General features: G+C 72.3%; 12 protein-coding genes. 1 reads left to right on the top strand and 11 read right to left on the bottom strand.

Translation table 11 applies throughout. From position 1 onward, the window contains the following. Positions 1-43: 43 nt before the first annotated feature. Together CLT71_RS34270 and CLT71_RS34265 are read right to left on the bottom strand one after the other, a co-directional pair. Complete coding sequence (locus CLT71_RS34270) at positions 44-3,790, bottom strand: S8 family serine peptidase (RefSeq protein ID WP_101370747.1); 3,747 nt, start codon at positions 3,788-3,790, stop codon at positions 44-46. 269 nt (positions 3,791-4,059) lie between these two features. Next, positions 4,060-5,292 (bottom strand): Tm-1-like ATP-binding domain-containing protein, encoded by a 1,233-nt coding sequence (locus tag CLT71_RS34265; protein WP_101370746.1) that lies wholly within the window; start codon positions 5,290-5,292, stop codon positions 4,060-4,062. 55 nt (positions 5,293-5,347) lie between these two features. Between CLT71_RS34265 and CLT71_RS34260 the strand changes: the two genes are divergently transcribed. Continuing rightward, complete coding sequence (locus tag CLT71_RS34260) at positions 5,348-6,898, top strand: aminotransferase-like domain-containing protein (RefSeq protein ID WP_101370745.1); 1,551 nt, start codon at positions 5,348-5,350, stop codon at positions 6,896-6,898. A gap of 10 nt (positions 6,899-6,908) precedes the next feature. Here CLT71_RS34260 and CLT71_RS34255 read toward each other — a convergent pair whose 3' ends face one another. The 9 genes from CLT71_RS34255 to CLT71_RS34215 all read right to left on the bottom strand — a co-directional run bounded on the left by CLT71_RS34255 (position 6,909) and on the right by CLT71_RS34215 (position 14,246). Next, complete coding sequence (locus CLT71_RS34255; protein WP_158242371.1) at positions 6,909-8,165, bottom strand: amidohydrolase family protein; 1,257 nt, start codon at positions 8,163-8,165, stop codon at positions 6,909-6,911. Continuing rightward, complete coding sequence (locus tag CLT71_RS34250) at positions 8,162-9,061, bottom strand: alpha/beta fold hydrolase (RefSeq protein ID WP_101370743.1); 900 nt, start codon at positions 9,059-9,061, stop codon at positions 8,162-8,164. Before CLT71_RS34250 ends, CLT71_RS34255 begins: the two co-directional genes overlap by 4 nt. Continuing rightward, positions 9,058-9,912, bottom strand: a complete 855-nt coding sequence (locus CLT71_RS34245; protein WP_158242370.1) for an NAD(P)-dependent oxidoreductase — start codon at positions 9,910-9,912, stop codon at positions 9,058-9,060. The genes CLT71_RS34250 and CLT71_RS34245 overlap by 4 nt, the downstream gene beginning before the upstream one ends. 109 nt (positions 9,913-10,021) lie before the next feature. Beyond that, positions 10,022-10,324, bottom strand: coding sequence for an NIPSNAP family protein (locus tag CLT71_RS34240; RefSeq protein ID WP_101370741.1), 303 nt, complete (start codon positions 10,322-10,324; stop codon positions 10,022-10,024). Continuing rightward, on the bottom strand, positions 10,321-10,992 hold the full coding sequence (locus CLT71_RS34235) for a cysteine hydrolase family protein (RefSeq protein WP_158242369.1): 672 nt from the start codon (positions 10,990-10,992) through the stop codon (positions 10,321-10,323). The genes CLT71_RS34240 and CLT71_RS34235 overlap by 4 nt, the downstream gene beginning before the upstream one ends. Then, complete coding sequence (locus tag CLT71_RS34230) at positions 10,989-11,636, bottom strand: MmgE/PrpD family protein (protein WP_101370740.1); 648 nt, start codon at positions 11,634-11,636, stop codon at positions 10,989-10,991. The genes CLT71_RS34235 and CLT71_RS34230 overlap by 4 nt, the downstream gene beginning before the upstream one ends. Further along, entirely contained in the window at positions 11,633-13,000 is a 1,368-nt protein-coding gene (locus CLT71_RS34225; RefSeq protein ID WP_158242368.1) for an MmgE/PrpD family protein, read from the bottom strand. The genes CLT71_RS34230 and CLT71_RS34225 overlap by 4 nt, the downstream gene beginning before the upstream one ends. Further along, complete coding sequence (locus CLT71_RS37655; protein WP_199187811.1) at positions 12,997-13,365, bottom strand: cupin domain-containing protein; 369 nt, start codon at positions 13,363-13,365, stop codon at positions 12,997-12,999. The genes CLT71_RS34225 and CLT71_RS37655 overlap by 4 nt, the downstream gene beginning before the upstream one ends. After that, a complete protein-coding gene (locus CLT71_RS34215) occupies positions 13,362-14,246 on the bottom strand; it encodes a phosphoenolpyruvate hydrolase family protein (protein WP_101370738.1) in 885 nt (294 codons plus the stop codon). Before CLT71_RS34215 ends, CLT71_RS37655 begins: the two co-directional genes overlap by 4 nt. Positions 14,247-14,603 lie beyond the last annotated feature (357 nt).

The raw sequence follows: 14,603 nt of genomic DNA, 5'->3' as shown, positions 1-14,603 counted from the left end.
GTAGGCCGGGCGGGGGCGTGGCGGTTCGCCCCCGCCCGGGGTCTCAACCCAGGCCGTACGCCCGGATGACGGTCTGGGTGACCGCCGATCCGGCCCCGTCGGTGGCCTGCACCCGGAGCGAGACGGTCTCGCCGCGCCCCGCCGGGACCTCGATCCGGTACGAGGTGCCGTGGCCGCTCGTCCGAGCCCGCTTCCAGGTCCTGCCCTCGTCGAAGGACACCTCAGCGGTCACGGAGGTGCGGGTCGGCGTGGGCAGGCCGCTCTGCTGCCGCAGTTTCAGCCCCACCTGGTGCCCCCGATCACTGGCCCGACCGCGCAGGTCGACCGGAGCGTCGTAGTCGAGCTGAAGCAGCGCCAGTGTCTGCGCCGTGGTGCCGGACGGACGGGCCGACCGGAACGTCCAGGCGGTCTCGGTCCGGGTACCCCAGATCCACTCCTCGTCGGACCTGGCCGTACTCAGTTCGAGCCGGTACGCCGCGTCGCCAGCGGGTACGGCGACGTTTCCTCGGGCGTGCGGCAGCTCTTCCAGGAGCTTTCCGTCCCTGAACAGCCGGGCGCTCACCTCGGTCGGGTCCGAGACGTTGAAGTGGCCCTCGGCGTCGACGAACTCGGGGATCCGCAGCGCGAGCGTGTCGTTCGTACGGGTGGAGAGCACCTGGGGCTCACCCTGCGGCGCCGCCGGTCGGATCACCGGCCCGAGCCAGGTCTCGTGGGCCCGCCCCGGGCGGTAGCTGCGGGGTGTCTGGGTGAAGCCCTCGACCAGCGCGCCGTCGAAGCGGTAGTACCTGTGGTTCACCATGTGTTGCCACAGCGTGTCGTTCGCCGACACCCAGTCCTCCCGCTCGTGCGGCGTGGGCACGAACCGTTGCCTGTCGTTCCAGGCGTAACCCTGCCAGGGACGCCAGCCGAACCGCTGCTCGTTGGTCCAGCCGAATCCGCCGGTGTCGGTGTACCGGCTCGCGATCCGGACGGAGTTGGCCGGGGTCACCCGGTGCCTGATCCGGTCCGGCACCCGCCCCCGCTCGACGAACAGAACGTCGTAGAGGTACGGGCTGGCCGGGGTCAGGGTGAGATCCATCCGCACCCCGCCCTTCCTGACCCGGGCCAGCAGGCGCTGGCCGTCGTCGTGTGGCATCGCCATCGCCAGGATCGGCAACCGTTCGCCGTCGGGTCCCCAGAAGGTCCCCGCCTCCTCGCTCGCCGGCCGGATGATGAGCAGTCCGGCGGCCTTCGCTGCGGCCGCCGCCGCGACGAGTTCCAGGTCGTCGGCATTCTCGCCCGCCTCGACCACCGCCAACGCGTCCCGGACCCGGGCCCTGGCCAGTTCGGCCGGTGTCCCGGTGCCGGCGTGCACCAGCGGGAACCGCCGCTTGCCCTGATAGGTGGGGGACTCGTTGAGCAGGTTGAGCTCCAGCGGTCCGTGCACCCCGGGGACGTCGCCCTGCACCAGCGGTGCCGTCAGCTGTCCCCGGTAGGAGAACTCGTAGCTGCCGTCGGACACCTGCCGGGTCGGCGTCACGTTGACCTGGTCGAGGGTGTGGAAGTACATGGTGCCGTGACTGATCGAGCGACCGTTGGGGTGCACCCGGTGGTTGTAGAAACTGATCACCGTCTGCTGCTCGGCCGGCTTGGGGGTCTCGACCCGGACCGGGGTGGCCTTGCGGGGGTCGATCACCACCTCAAGGTCTCCGGTGACCTTGAGCATCGGATCGGTGACCACCGTGTACTGCTGGTCGAGCGGGGTGAACTGGCTGGTCAGCGCGTGCAGGAAGTAGGTGCCCTCCTCCAGGAGATAGGTGTGCACCTGATCGGCGTACACCGAGTCGAGTACGTCGGATCGGCTGTTCTCGCCGAACAGGGCCACGACCTCTGCCTCGCCGGGCTTGCCGTCCATGCCCAGCGCGCGGACCTTGACCCGGTGACGCTGGCCTTCGTAGGTCAGCCCGATCGCGGTCCGGATCAGGGTGTCACCGGGCCCGGAGGCGGTGAGCCAACCACTGTGCCGCCCCTTGTCGAGCTTGGCCGGGTCCAGTCGCAACGGCACGTCGACGGTGCCGCCGGCCGGTACCGTCACGCTTGTCGCGCCGGTGGTGAAGGCGTCGGACTCCACCTTCTTGCTGTCGAGGTTGTCCACCGCGACGGCGAGGTTGAGGCTGACCGCGGCCGAGCCGGTGTTGCGGTAGCTGACCGTCTTCGTGATCACCGGTTGGTTTCCGCCGGAGTAGGTGCGCAGCCCGAAGTCGGCGACCCCGGTGCCGTGCACCGGCTGGCCGACGGCCCGGGCCACGTCGACCCGGCCGGTTCCCTGCGCGTAGACGTTCAGGTCCGGGTTCTGCCGGGCGGTGCTGACCAGCGCGTTCTTGAGGTCCGCAGCCCGCCAGTCGGGGTTGGCCTGGGCGATCAGGGCCGCCGCCCCGGCCACGTGCGGGGCGGCCATCGACGTCCCGGACGCCCCGGTGTGGTGCGCGTCGGTCGGCTGCCCCATCGAGGTACCCGCGGCGCGCGCCGCGACGATGCCGACGCCGGGCGCGGTGATCTCGGGCTTGAGGGCCTCGTCACCCCATCGCGGCCCGCGGCTGGAGAAGCTGGCCAGCTTCTCGTCCCGGTCGACGGCCCCGACGGTGAGCGCCGTGGTCGCCGCGCCCGGTGAGCCGACGCTGCTGTCCTCACCGCTGTTGCCTGCCGCGATCACGAAGAGTGCGCCGGTGTCGGCGGTCAGTTGATCGACCGCCTGGCTCATCGGGTCGGTGCCGTCGGTGGGCCCGCCACCGAGGCTCATGTTGACCACCCGGGCACCCGAGGCGGTGGCCCACTCCATGCCCTCGATGATCTCCGACTCCGATCCGGAGCCGTCGTCACCCAGCACCTTGCCGATGAGCAGGTTGGCACCGGGTGCGACGCCGCGACGGCTGCCACCCGAGGCGGCACCGGTGCCGGCGACGGTCGCGGCGACGTGGGTGCCGTGTCCGTGCCGGTCGACGGTGTCCGAGCTGTTGCTGAAGTTGCGCGCCTCTCGCACCCGGCCGGCCAGGTCCGGGTGCTTGGCGTCCACCCCGGTGTCCAGTACGGCCACCGTGACGCCGGTGCCGTCGAGGCCGGCCTGCCAGGCCGCCGGCGCGCCGATCTGGGCGACACTCCGGTCGAGTACCGGCCGGACCCTGCCGTCGAGCCAGATCTGGGCGATCCCGCCGCCGAACGTCGGCTTGCCTGTCGACCGGGCTCCGGGGGCTGCCGCGACGGACTTCCAGAACTCGGCGAGATCGTCCTTGTCGGCGTCGAGCGCGGCACCACCGACACTCGCCAACGGACGGACGGTCTCGGCTCCCACCGTCTGCCGCCGCAGCCCGGCCGCCGGGTCCTGGTAACGGACTATCAACGGGAGCGCGTCCTCGGCGAGATCGCCGAAGCCGTCGTCGATCAACTCCTGCACGTCGAAGAGGTCGGCGTCGAGAACTCCGGCCGAGACGTACGGGATCACGTCGACGGGCAACACCCGCAGTCCACCGTCGACCTCGACGGTGTGGAAGCCGATCCGCTCCCGGCCGGTCGCCGGGGTCACCGTGGCGGCGTACCTGCCCGGGCCGGCGGCAGAGACCTCGACGACGTCACCGGTGATCAGCGTGATCCGGGTGGTGCCGCCGACGGCGGCCGTACGGACCGTCGCCGGGTCGGCGGGGCGGGAGCCGGCCGGCGCCGTACCGGCCATGGCGCCGGGAGTACCCGGCGGCCCGAGGGCGATCAGCAACGCGAGGCCGCCGACGGCGGCAACCCGATGCGGGGACAACTTCATCGGTTGGGCTCCTTCTCACCGACAGGCATCCACCTGCGGGGTCGTACGAAGATCGACAGCATCTTCCGGAGTCTGTGGGCCGGTACGGTGGCTCGTCACTACCTGGGGGATGCCGCAGAGACGACAAGTCACCTCGTGGACATAGCGGGACAGCTCGGAGTCGATCGGATGCTGACTGAGCGTGTCGTTTCCTGCTCCGCACCCCGGCCGACGGCCAACCCTGCGTCAGCCCGGGCCAGTCCGATGCCGGTCCGATCGTCAGCCCGGCGTCAGTGGCCTGGTCGTCGGTCGTGCCGGCCGTCGAGCAGTTCCGCTATCAGCATCGAGGCGGTCGCGGCGAAGGTGTCGTCGTTGACCGAGCCGTCGACCTCGACGCGCGGCACGTCGGCGGGCAGCTGGTCGAACAGCGCCTGACGCAACGCGCGATCGGCGTCCGGCGCGTGGAACGGCCCGCCCGGCACCGACAGGGTGGACAATCCGGCCGTTGGCAGGATCACCCGTACCGGTCCGCGCGCGGCTGCCAGCTTGGCCCCGATCTCCGCGCCGATCTGGCGGCACTCCTGCACCGAGGTGCGCATCAGCGTGGCGTGGGGACCGTGCTGGTACAGCACCCGGTGGCGGTAGCGCTCGGGTACCTGGTCGAGCGCGCCGAAGATCGCCAGGTCGCACCCGCCGATCGAGACGACCTGTGGCAGGCCGCTGCTGCCGGCGGCGCGCAGCCGGTCCGGGCCGGCGGCTGCGGTACCGCCGACGAGCTGGCTGGCGATCTCGGCGGTGGTGATGTCGGCGACGGCGTCGACCCAGCCGCTGCCGGCCAGGGTCTCCAGGGATCGACCCCCGGCACCGTTGGCGTGGAAGACGATCGTCTCGTAGCCGGCCGCCGACAGTCGCCGACGGATGGCCGAGACGCCGTCGGTGGTCACGCCCAGCATGGAGAGCGCGACCACCCTGGCGCCGGCCCGGTGGGTCTGGATCGACACCCCGAGCATCGCCACGGTGACCGCCACCGCGCGTTCGATGACGAAGCGGGTCAGCCGGTTGATCCCGGAGATGTCGACGACGGCAGGCAGCACGACCAGGTCACTCGCGCCGATCACGGCTGACATGTCACTGGCGGCCATCGTGCTGACGACGACCTTCGGCACGCCCAGGGGCAGGGTGCGGAATCCGGGTGCGGCGGTCGTCAGCGCGCCGGAGCCGCCCATCGCGAGGGCGGCGTCGAGTCGCCCGGACCGGTGCAGGTCACGCAGGACGTGGCCGAGGCCGCCAGCCATGACCGTGAGGCTGGCCGACCGATCGGGCATCGCGCGGACCTCGGCCAGGGTCGCCCCAGCGGCGGCGCAGACCTGCTCGCGCGGGATGTCCGGCGGTACGGTCGGTTCGTCCCGTACGCCGACGTCGATCAGCAGTGGGGTGTGCCCGCCCTCCCTGAGCAGGCGCGCGGCCAGCGCGTACTCCTCGCCCTTGGTGTCGAGGGCACCGACCAGTACGACAACGGCCAAGACTGTACTCCCTTGTCATTTCGCCTCTGGAACGATTTGTTCGTAGAATATTCGCATGGCAGATGGGGTGTGGGAACGGGCTCGGGCGGTACGGCAGGTCGACGACGGCCGCCCCCTGTACGAGCGGTTGGCGAACGTACTCAGCGAAGCCATCCGCGCCGGTGACCTCCCGGCGGGTCACCGGATGCCGACGGTGCGGGATCTCGCCGAGCTGCTCCAGGTCAGCGTCACCACGGTGATGAGCACCTACACCCAGCTGCGCACCGAGGGACTGGTCAGCGGCGAGGTGGGCCGGGGCACGTTCGTCACCAAGCTGGCCGGCGCCGCGCCGGCGGCCACCGCCCTGCGCGGCGCCGACCGCGACGGGGCGCGCACCGGGCGACCGCCGCGACACGCCTCGCTGCCCACCCTGGCCTGGCGACGGGGCGCCCTCGCCCTCGCAGAGAGTCGGCTGCGGGCGGCGTTCCCCGGTGCCGTCGACCTGATGCGCGGCGGTCCCGACCCGGCGATGCTGCCGACGTCGACGCTCAGGCGGGCCTGGCACGCCGCCGCCGACACCCTGACCGCCGCCGACCTGCAGTACCCGACCCACCTCGAACCGGATCCGACGCTCGTCGCGCAGTTGTTGCCCCGGCTGCGGCGCGACGGGATCGAGGCGGATCCGGACGACATCCTGGTGACCAGCTCCACCCAGCAGGTCCTGGCGCTGGTCACCGAGCTGCTGCGCAGCGAGGGTGGCCGGGACCAGGTCTACGCCGCGGTCGAGGAGCCCGGATACCAGACCGCGATGGACACGTTCGAACGTGGCGGGGTCGCCCTGGTCGGCATGGCGATGGACGAGGCGGGGGCGCGTCCGGAGGCACTGGAGGAGGCGATCGCCGGCGGAGCCCGGGTGGCGCTGTTCACCCCACGGGCGCAGAGCCCGACCGGCGTGAGCTGGACCGCCGAGCGCCGCGCGGCCCTCGCGGAGGTGCTGGTGGCGCACCCGTCGGTCTGGATCGTCGAGGACGACCACTTCGCGGAGGCCGCGTCGTCCCGCCCGGGCAGCCTGGTGTCCGACCCACGACTCCGGGAGCGGGTCGTCTACGTGCGGAGCTTCTCCAAGAGCCTCGCCCCGGACCTGCGGCTGTCGGCGGTGGTGACCGGCGAGGAACTGCGCACCCGGCTGACGCTCGCCAAGACGTACGCCGACGGTTGGACGCCACGGCTCGCGCAGCGCGCCCTCGCCGCGCTGCTCGCCGATCCGGAGACCGATCGGGTACTCGACGGCGCCAAGCGGGCCTACGAGCACCGGCGGCGTACCCTCGGCAGCCTCATCCACGACCAGACCGGCGGTGCGATCTCCCCGACCGTCGGACCGGACGGGTTGCACCTGTGGCTGCCGATGCCGTCGCGCTGGGGCGCGGGCGAAATGGTGGCGGAAACCGCCGGCTGCGGCTTCCTGCTGGCAGCCAGCGATCCGTTCTACCTGCGCCCCGGCCACGACCGGTTCCTTCGGCTCAACGCCGGTGTCGCCGACCTGCCGGCGACCTCGGCCGTGGCGGACGCGCTGGCGAAGACCGCGCGCACCATGCCGTCCGGCCCCCGGGTCGTGCTGACCCCGTGATCGTCGCGCCTCAGCCGCCGGGGCCATCGGCCCACACGCGGGACTCCGCACCGCCGACCACCCGGCCCCGCTTGAGAGTGGTGCGCCGGCCGGGCGCGTTGCGCAGGATGTCGACGAGCGAACCGGCGGAGAACACCACGAGGTCGGCCACCGCGCCGACCCGGACACCCTCGGCCGGTACGCCGACGTAGCGGGCCGCCCCGACAGTGACCATGTCGAACGCCTGCCGGATCTGCTCGGGTACCCGCAACTGCGCGGCCAGCACCGTCGCCATCGCCACCTCGGCCGGATCGAGCCGCCCGAACGGAAACCACATGTCGTGCACGTTGTCGCCGCCGGCACAGACCTCGACGCCACGCTCGATCAGCGTGCGCAGCCGGGACGTGCCCCTGCCCAGGGGCGGGATCTCGTCGCCGACCAGGAGCTGGTTTCCGAGTGGACAGACACAGATGTGGATACCGGCCGCCAGTACGGCGGTGATGACGTCCTCGGCGGTCTTCTCGTCGTACGCGTCCAGCGCGCAGCAGTGCCCGGCCCGGACCCGGCCCACCAGGCCCAGCTCGACGGTGCGCCGGGCCAGCCGTTCCAGGGCGCGCTGCCCCGGGTCGTAGCTGTAGTCACAGTGCACGTCCAGCGGCACCCCGGCCTCACCGGCGAGCGCGAGCACGACCTCCAGGTGCGCGGCCCGGTCCTCGGGGTGCTCGACGTCGGGCGCCCCGGCCAGCACGTCGGCACCCTCGGCGAGCGCGGTACGCAGCAGGTCCCGGGCGCGGGTGTCCCGCACTATCGGCTGTTGCGGGAACGCCACGAGCTGGATGTCCAGTATCCCGGCGTACCGCTCGCGCAGTTCCGTCATCGCGGTCAGCGCGGTGAGCCCGCCGACCGGGTCGACGTCGACGTGGGCGCGGATGGTGCCCACCCCGTGTCCGACGGCCAGCCTGAACGCCCGGGTGGCGCGCGCGATCAGGTCCTCGCGGGTGTATCCGGCCTTCACCTGCCGGGTCCGGGTCGAGGCGCGCCGGACCAGCGGCCCGGCCACGGGTGGGGGCAGGCTCGGATAGGTGAACGCCTTGTCGATGTGCAGGTGCGGCTCGACGAACGCAGGTGTCACCAGGCCGCCGTCGGCGTCGATGACGGTCCCCACCCCCTCCGGGCGGCCGTCGGCGGCCGGTTCGATGCTCTCGATCCGGCCGCCGGTGACGCGGATGTCGACCCGGTCGTCCCGGTCGAGCAGCCGCGCGTCGCGGATCAGCAGCGGCCTACTCACGTCTCTCCTCCCGGTGTCATCCCGACCAGGCCCCGCCCGAGCGTGCCGGGGTCGCGTGGCTGCCATTCGCCCCGGCCGACGGATCCGAGAAAGGCCGCCAGCGCGTCGTTGAACGCCGCCGGCTCCTCGATGTTGATCGTGTGTCCGGTCCGCGGCAGTACGCACAACGCGGCGGTGGGCATGATCCGTTTGAGCATCAGGTTGACGTCGAGACAGCCGTCGTCCTCGTCGCCGACCACGAGCAGCACCGGCACCGCCACCCGGGACAGTGGCTCCCGGAGATCGTAGAGCGACGGCCGCCGGGCGAGTACCCGGGCGAACGTCAGCGACATGCCGACCGGATCGTGGCCGGCCAGCCGGGTGCCGAACCGGTGCCACGCCTCGGGGTTCTTGCGTTTGAGCTGCAACCTCGTCGGCCCGTCCCGGTAGGCCAGTGCCGCCGCGCCGGCATCGCGCCGGAAGAGGTCGGCCGCGGCGCGCGCCTCGGCGGCGAAACCGTCCCGCTGGTGGGGTGCCGAACCGTAGCCGGCACCGGCCACTGTCACGCTCAGGCAGCGGGTCGGGTGCGACATCGCCAGGTGCAGCGCGCAGAAGCCGCCCATGGAGAGGCCGACCAGGTGCGCGGCCTCGATGTCGAGGTGGTCGAGTACGGCCAGCGCATCGGTCACCGCGATGTCCTGGCCGTACCGGGCCGGGTCGGTGGGCACGTCGGACGGCGGGTAGCCACGCGCGTTGTACCGCACGCAGGTGTACCGGTCGGCGAACCGATCCACCTGGGCGGCCCAGTCGCGCTGGTCACCGGCGACCTCGTGCAGGAACAGCAGCGCCGGTCCGCTGCCCTGCACGGTGACCGCGAGCCGGGTGCCGTCGGCGCAGACGGCGACCGATTCGGTCACGACGTCTCCTGTTCCCGCAGTGCCGACCAGGCCGGCCAGACGTGCCGCATCAACTGGAACGACAGCGCCGTCACCGGCAGCGGCAGGAGTTCGGCGTCGGCCTCGCGCAGCGCCGAGCGGAGATCCTTGAGCAGGATGTCGAGGTCCTCGCCGGCGACGTACCGCTCCCACCACGGCTTCACCCTCGGCCAGTTCTCCACCACCCAACTGCGGCCGACGCTCACCGAGAGCATGGCCATCAGTTGTTCCTCGCCCACCTGGTGGCCGTCGACCAGCCGGATGGCCTCGAAGACCCCCATCATGTTGATGCCGAAGGTGAGCTGCACGGCGAGCTTGGTCGCCTGCGCGGTGCCGACCCGCTCACCGACGTGGAAGATGTTGCTGCCCATCAGGTCGAGGGTCGGGCGCAGTCGCGCGAAGACGTCGGCCGGAGCGGCAACCATCAGGGTCAGGGTGCCCGCCTCGGCCCCCCACGGCGCGCCGGACATGGTGGCGTCGACCGCCGTCACCCCGTGGGCGGCGAGTTCGCCGGCCAGTTCACGCATGGTGGTGGGGTCGAGCGTGCTGCACACCACGGCGGTACGCGGCCCGCCGGCGCTGGCCACACCACCGTCGCCGAGCAGCACGGCGCGGGTCTGCGCGGCGTCGCGTACGACGGAGAAGACCGTCTCGGAGGCCTGTCGGGCGGCCTCGGCCGGCGAGTCGACGACGATGATCCCGGCCGCCGAGGCCAGTGCGCGGCGCTCCGGCGCCGGGTCGTACCCGTACACCGGGTGGCCGCCCCGGACCAGGTTCGTCGCCATGCCGAGGCCCATCGCCCCGAGGCCGATGAAACCGATTGACGCCGTCATCGGGCGGTCACCTCCGTGCGCTGCAACGGGTGCGGTCGGGGCGCTTCCCCGGGGCCGCACCATCTGGTGAGTGTGATCATCTGGTGGTCGGGCTGTCCGTGGCTACGCATCATCGGGTCAGCTGCAGGATCTCGCTGCCGGCGATGTGCGGCTCGGCCTCGGCACGGGCCCGGAGGACCGCCTGCCACTGCGGATCCGCGCGGAACGCCGACCAGCGCTCGCTGCGGTCCTGTTCGTCGGCGAACTCCAGCACGTACACCAGTTGCTCGCCCTTGGTCAGCTCCCGGCGCCACGGGCCGTACGCGGTGATGCCGTGCTTGGCGAAGAGCTTCAGGGAAACCGAGGTGAACTCCTCGAACAGCTCCTCGCCGTGCCCCGGCGTGATTGTGTAGAAACGCAGTTCGGCGATCATGCGGCGGCTCCTGAGGTGGCGTTGTCGGTTTCGGTCCAGCTGGCGAGGATGTCGTCGACGTCGGCGACTACGGCGAACCGCTTGCCGGCGGTCGCCAGCGCGGCGGTGTGCAGGTCCATGTCCCAGGAGGCGCACGCGTCGGCGGCGATCGTGGTGAAGAAGTCCCGGGCGAACGCCTCCCGCACGGTGGTGTCCACACAGACGTTCGTGGAGACGCCGCAGCAGATCACGCTCTGCCGGCCGAGACTGCGCAGCACCAGTTCCAGACTGGTGCCGGTGAAGCCGCCGTACCGGTACTTCTGCACGACGTGATCACCGGGCTCGGGGGCGAGCGCCGCCACCGCCTGCTGGCCCCAGGTGCCGGCGAGGCAGATGTCGGGAGCCGAGTACGCCGCCCGGGACCGCGCGTCCCGCCAGGCCGGCGAGTCGCTGGCACCGCCGGGCAGCGTGGTGTGCAGGACATGGATCACGGGTACGCCGGCACGTCGCGCCGCCCTGGCGAGGCGGGCCGCGGCGGGTAGCACCCGCTGGGCGGGACGGACGTCCCGGCCACCGGCCACCGCGGCCTTGCCGGCCGGATCGACGAAGTCGTTGCTGAAGTCGATGAGCAGCAGCGCGGTCGTCGCCGGGTGGACCCGGGCGGCGAGTACGGAGCCGGGGGCGGTCACGGCAGCACCTCCCGGGCGTACCCGACCGCACCGCTCGTGGAGCCTCCACCGGTTCCGGTCGAGCGGTCGGCGAGGAGCCAGTGCCGGCCAAGCCGGTCGACCACTGTGGACGGATCGGCGCCGGGCGCCATCACCGGAAACAGTCCCCGGCGGCCCTCCAACGGCGCGGCCGGGGCGGTCATGCCGGCACGGGCGAGGACTGCCGCCTGGCGCCCGTTCTCGGCGGCCCGCTGGTGCTGGAACTCGCCCAGCGGGGTGCCGACGCACTCGGCCAGGCCGCCGGCCTGGGTGGCGGCGATCGCGAGCGCACGGGCGACGGCCGAGGCGGCCAGACCATCGAGCCGGGCGACTCCCGCCGCCACCCCGATCGACACCGCCGGGCAGTACGCGTCCCAGCCTCCGGCGAGTTTTCCGTGCAGGCCGCCCCGGATGCGGAGCGCGACCTCCAGGCCGACGGCGGTGGCGTCCACGAGCGTGCTGCGGTCCGCACCGTGCGACAGCAGCGCGCAGACGACCCAGAAGCCGACCGGATCACCGTGTCGGTCCACTGTCGACGGTTCCGCGCAGTACGCCTCGGCGACCGTGGCCACCTCCGGCGGCACCGGTGCTTCGGCGACGAACGAGACGAGCGCGGCGGTGGTCATCGCCCCACCTCGATCCGGTCGCCCGCGAGCAGCTCCGGCAGGCTTCCCGGGCTTTCCGGCGCCCGGAGGCGGCGTACCCCGTCCCAGATCGCCCGTGCCCGGCCGGGAACGAGCGCCTCCGCCTTGTCCACGAGTTCCTCGTCGGTCAACGGCCGGTCCAGGCTGCCCCGGGCGTGTGTCACGACGACCTCGACGGTCCGGCCGTCGTCCGTCTCAATCTCCAGCGCCGCGGCGTTCCGGGCGATCGTCTCCGACGGCCGCAGGGTGACCCGGCCACGCAGCGCGGTCAGGGTGGGGTCCACGGCCGCCGCGTCGCTGAACTGCGCCAGCCCGCCCGCGCCGGTCGCCAGGCCGGCGGCAACGCCGTGTACCGCCGAGAACCGGGTCTCCAGCCCGGTTCGGGGCGTCCTGCGCCCCATCAGTTCGGGCACCAGCGGGTGGCAGCGGTAGTCCACCGCGACGACCCTCGTCGGGACGATCCCGGCGGCGTGCGCCTGGATGGCGGCGTCGATTCCGGGATGGGCGACGATGCCGCAGGGGTACGGCTTGAACGTGTTGGCGAGCAGCTCCCACCGCTCGCCGAGCCCGTCGAGCAGTTCGGCCGGGTCGGACCGGTCCGGGGCGAGCGCGCCCAGCAGGGGGCCGATGCCGACAGGGGTGCCGTAGCTGCTGGTCGCCGCCCGCCGAGCGGCGATCACGCCGTTGGCCGCCGCCCTGCCCGGGTGGAATGGCTTGACCTCGGTGCCGAACGCCTCCCGGTGCCCGAGCATCTGCACCGAGGCGAGCCGCAGCGTGTCGGCCAGCCGGTCCGGCGCAAGCCCGAGGAGCAGTCCCGCGGTGACGGCCGCGCCGAGCACTCCACAGGTGCCGGTGATGTGCCAACCCCGGTCGTAGTGCTCCGGGCTGACCGCGTTGCCCAGCCGGAGCTGGAACTCGGCGCCGACGGCGTACGCGGCAAGCAACTCGGGTCCGGTCCGGCGGGCGGAGTGGCTCACCGCCCACGCCGCGCCGAGGCCGGCGGCTCCCGGGTGGATGACGGTACGCAGATGGGTGTCGTCGTAGTCGTCGAGGTGGGCGGCGAACCCAGTCAACAGTGCGGCGTCCGCCTCGCCGGCCAGCGTCTCGATCCCCGGGGCGGCCGGTACACCGTCCGGCGCGGCGAGCGCAGCGGCGAGCCGGGACACCTCGGGCGTACCGGCGGCACCGAGCGCGACGGTCAGGACGTTGAAGAGTGTCCGGCCGGCCGCCCGCGTCACCTCGTCCGGCAGCGGCCGTGCGGCGAGCCCGACCAGCGCCTCGGCGAGCTGTTCGTAGCTCGGCGCGGCGACGCCTACCTCGTGGCCGGGTGCGGCGTCGTAGCTCACTTGCTCGGCTCCAGCCAGGTGATCGGGCCGAGCGAGAAGGCGAGCTGGGCGAGGCCGGTCTCGGAGGCGCCGTGCCAGTGTTCCTCGCCCGGCTCGATCCACACGGTGTCGCCGGCGGTGATCTCCAGTGGTTCGGCGTCCCGCCGGCCGACGTAACCGGAACCGGCCACGACGTGGATGACCTGGCCGTCGGCGTGCCGGTGCCAGTGGCCACGGGTGTGCGGCGCCATCCGGATCAGCGCGGTGGTCACCTTGCTCGGCGTACCGCTCTGGATGGCCGCGCTGTAGGCCGGACCGAAGAAGCGTTCCGGTTCGGGTACCGGCGTGGGGTCGGCGAGCAGGTCCGCCTCGCGGTGCAGTCTCATGCCACCACTCCGCTCTGCCGGGCCTGGCCGTCCAGGATCGCGTCGACCGGTGACCCGCGCCCTACCGGTACCTCGGTGAACTGCCGCATCGTCTCGATCAGTGCGCGCTCGGCCGGAATCCGTTCCATGCTCGACGCGCCGAGGAAACCGGCGGCGCCGGGCACCAGCCGGAGTACGTCGCGGGCATCTTCGGGGGTGGCGATCGGCCCGCCGTGGCAGACCACCAGCACGTCGTCGCGGACGCTTGTGGCGGCGTCGTGGATGGCGGCGGTCCGCTCGGCGGCCACCTCCAGCGACATGGCGTCGCGGGCGCCGATCAGCCCGGCGGCGGTCAGCCCGACGTGCGCGACGACGATGTCGGCGCCGGCCGCTGCCATCGCGCGGGCCTCGTCGGTCGTCCGCACGTAGGTCGCGGTCAGCAGTTCCATCCCGCGCGCGGTCCGGACCATCTCGACCTCCTTGTCGAACCCGTAACCGGTCGCCTCGAGGTCGGCCCGGGCCGAGCCGTCGAGCAGGCACACCGACGGGAAGTTCTGCACGCCGGCGAACCCGAGTTCGGCGAGTTGCCGCAGGAAGAGCGGGATGTTCTTGAAGGGGTCGGTCGCGCACACCCCGGCCAGCACGGGGGTGTGCGCGACGACCGGGAGCACCTCGGCGGACATCTCCACGACGATGTCGTTGGCGTTGCCGTACGGCATCATGCCGGCCATCGAACCCCGGCCCGCCATCCGGAACCGGCCGGCGTTGTAGATGACGATGAAGTCGACACCAGCCATCTCGGCGCACTTGGCCGAGAGCCCGGTGCCCGCGCCCGCGCCGATCAGGGCCCGTCCGGAACGGACCTTGTCGTGAAACTGCTGGACGCGCTCTGATCGGCGCATTGCTGGTACCTCCGGTGCGTGTGGACGGGCTGGATGGTCGCCGCCTGGGGTCCGCCGCTTCGGGTCCGCCGCCCGCAGTCGGTGCGGCGGGTCGGGCGGAGGAGGTCGGCGACGGGGTGGAGCCGGCTCGGCTGCCCTTCAGGGTCACATCGCCCCGAGAGCATGTCAATATGTGAGGAGAATGTTATGTACACCGATCGAAACCCTACCCAGCGAGGCATCTAGGCCAGTTCAAGACCAGAACATTCGCTTGACAGCTTGTGTGGGTAGGCGCACAATCCTCGGTCAACGCATCAACGTGATCGGCGAAGAGCCGGTCCTGCGAGACGGGCGGTGCCTGCTCATGCGAATTACTCA

Source organism: Plantactinospora sp. CNZ320 (genome assembly GCF_002846275.1).
Note: the sequence above shows the minus strand (reverse complement) of the source record. Positions and strands in the feature narration are given on the sequence as shown.

What these genes read in the sequence shown, in the direction of transcription:
- CLT71_RS34270 (WP_101370747.1), bottom strand. Translation starts at nt 3,790, where the DNA reads ATGAAGTTGTCCCCGCATCGGGTTGCCGCCGTCGGCGGCCTCGCGTTG.
- CLT71_RS34260 (WP_101370745.1), top strand. Translation starts at nt 5,348, where the DNA reads ATGGCAGATGGGGTGTGGGAACGGGCTCGGGCGGTACGGCAGGTCGAC.
- CLT71_RS34245 (WP_158242370.1), bottom strand. Translation starts at nt 9,912, where the DNA reads ATGACGGCGTCAATCGGTTTCATCGGCCTCGGGGCGATGGGCCTCGGC.
- CLT71_RS34240 (WP_101370741.1), bottom strand. Translation starts at nt 10,324, where the DNA reads ATGATCGCCGAACTGCGTTTCTACACAATCACGCCGGGGCACGGCGAG.
- CLT71_RS34230 (WP_101370740.1), bottom strand. Translation starts at nt 11,636, where the DNA reads ATGACCACCGCCGCGCTCGTCTCGTTCGTCGCCGAAGCACCGGTGCCG.
- CLT71_RS37655 (WP_199187811.1), bottom strand. Translation starts at nt 13,365, where the DNA reads ATGAGACTGCACCGCGAGGCGGACCTGCTCGCCGACCCCACGCCGGTA.
- CLT71_RS34215 (WP_101370738.1), bottom strand. Translation starts at nt 14,246, where the DNA reads ATGCGCCGATCAGAGCGCGTCCAGCAGTTTCACGACAAGGTCCGTTCC.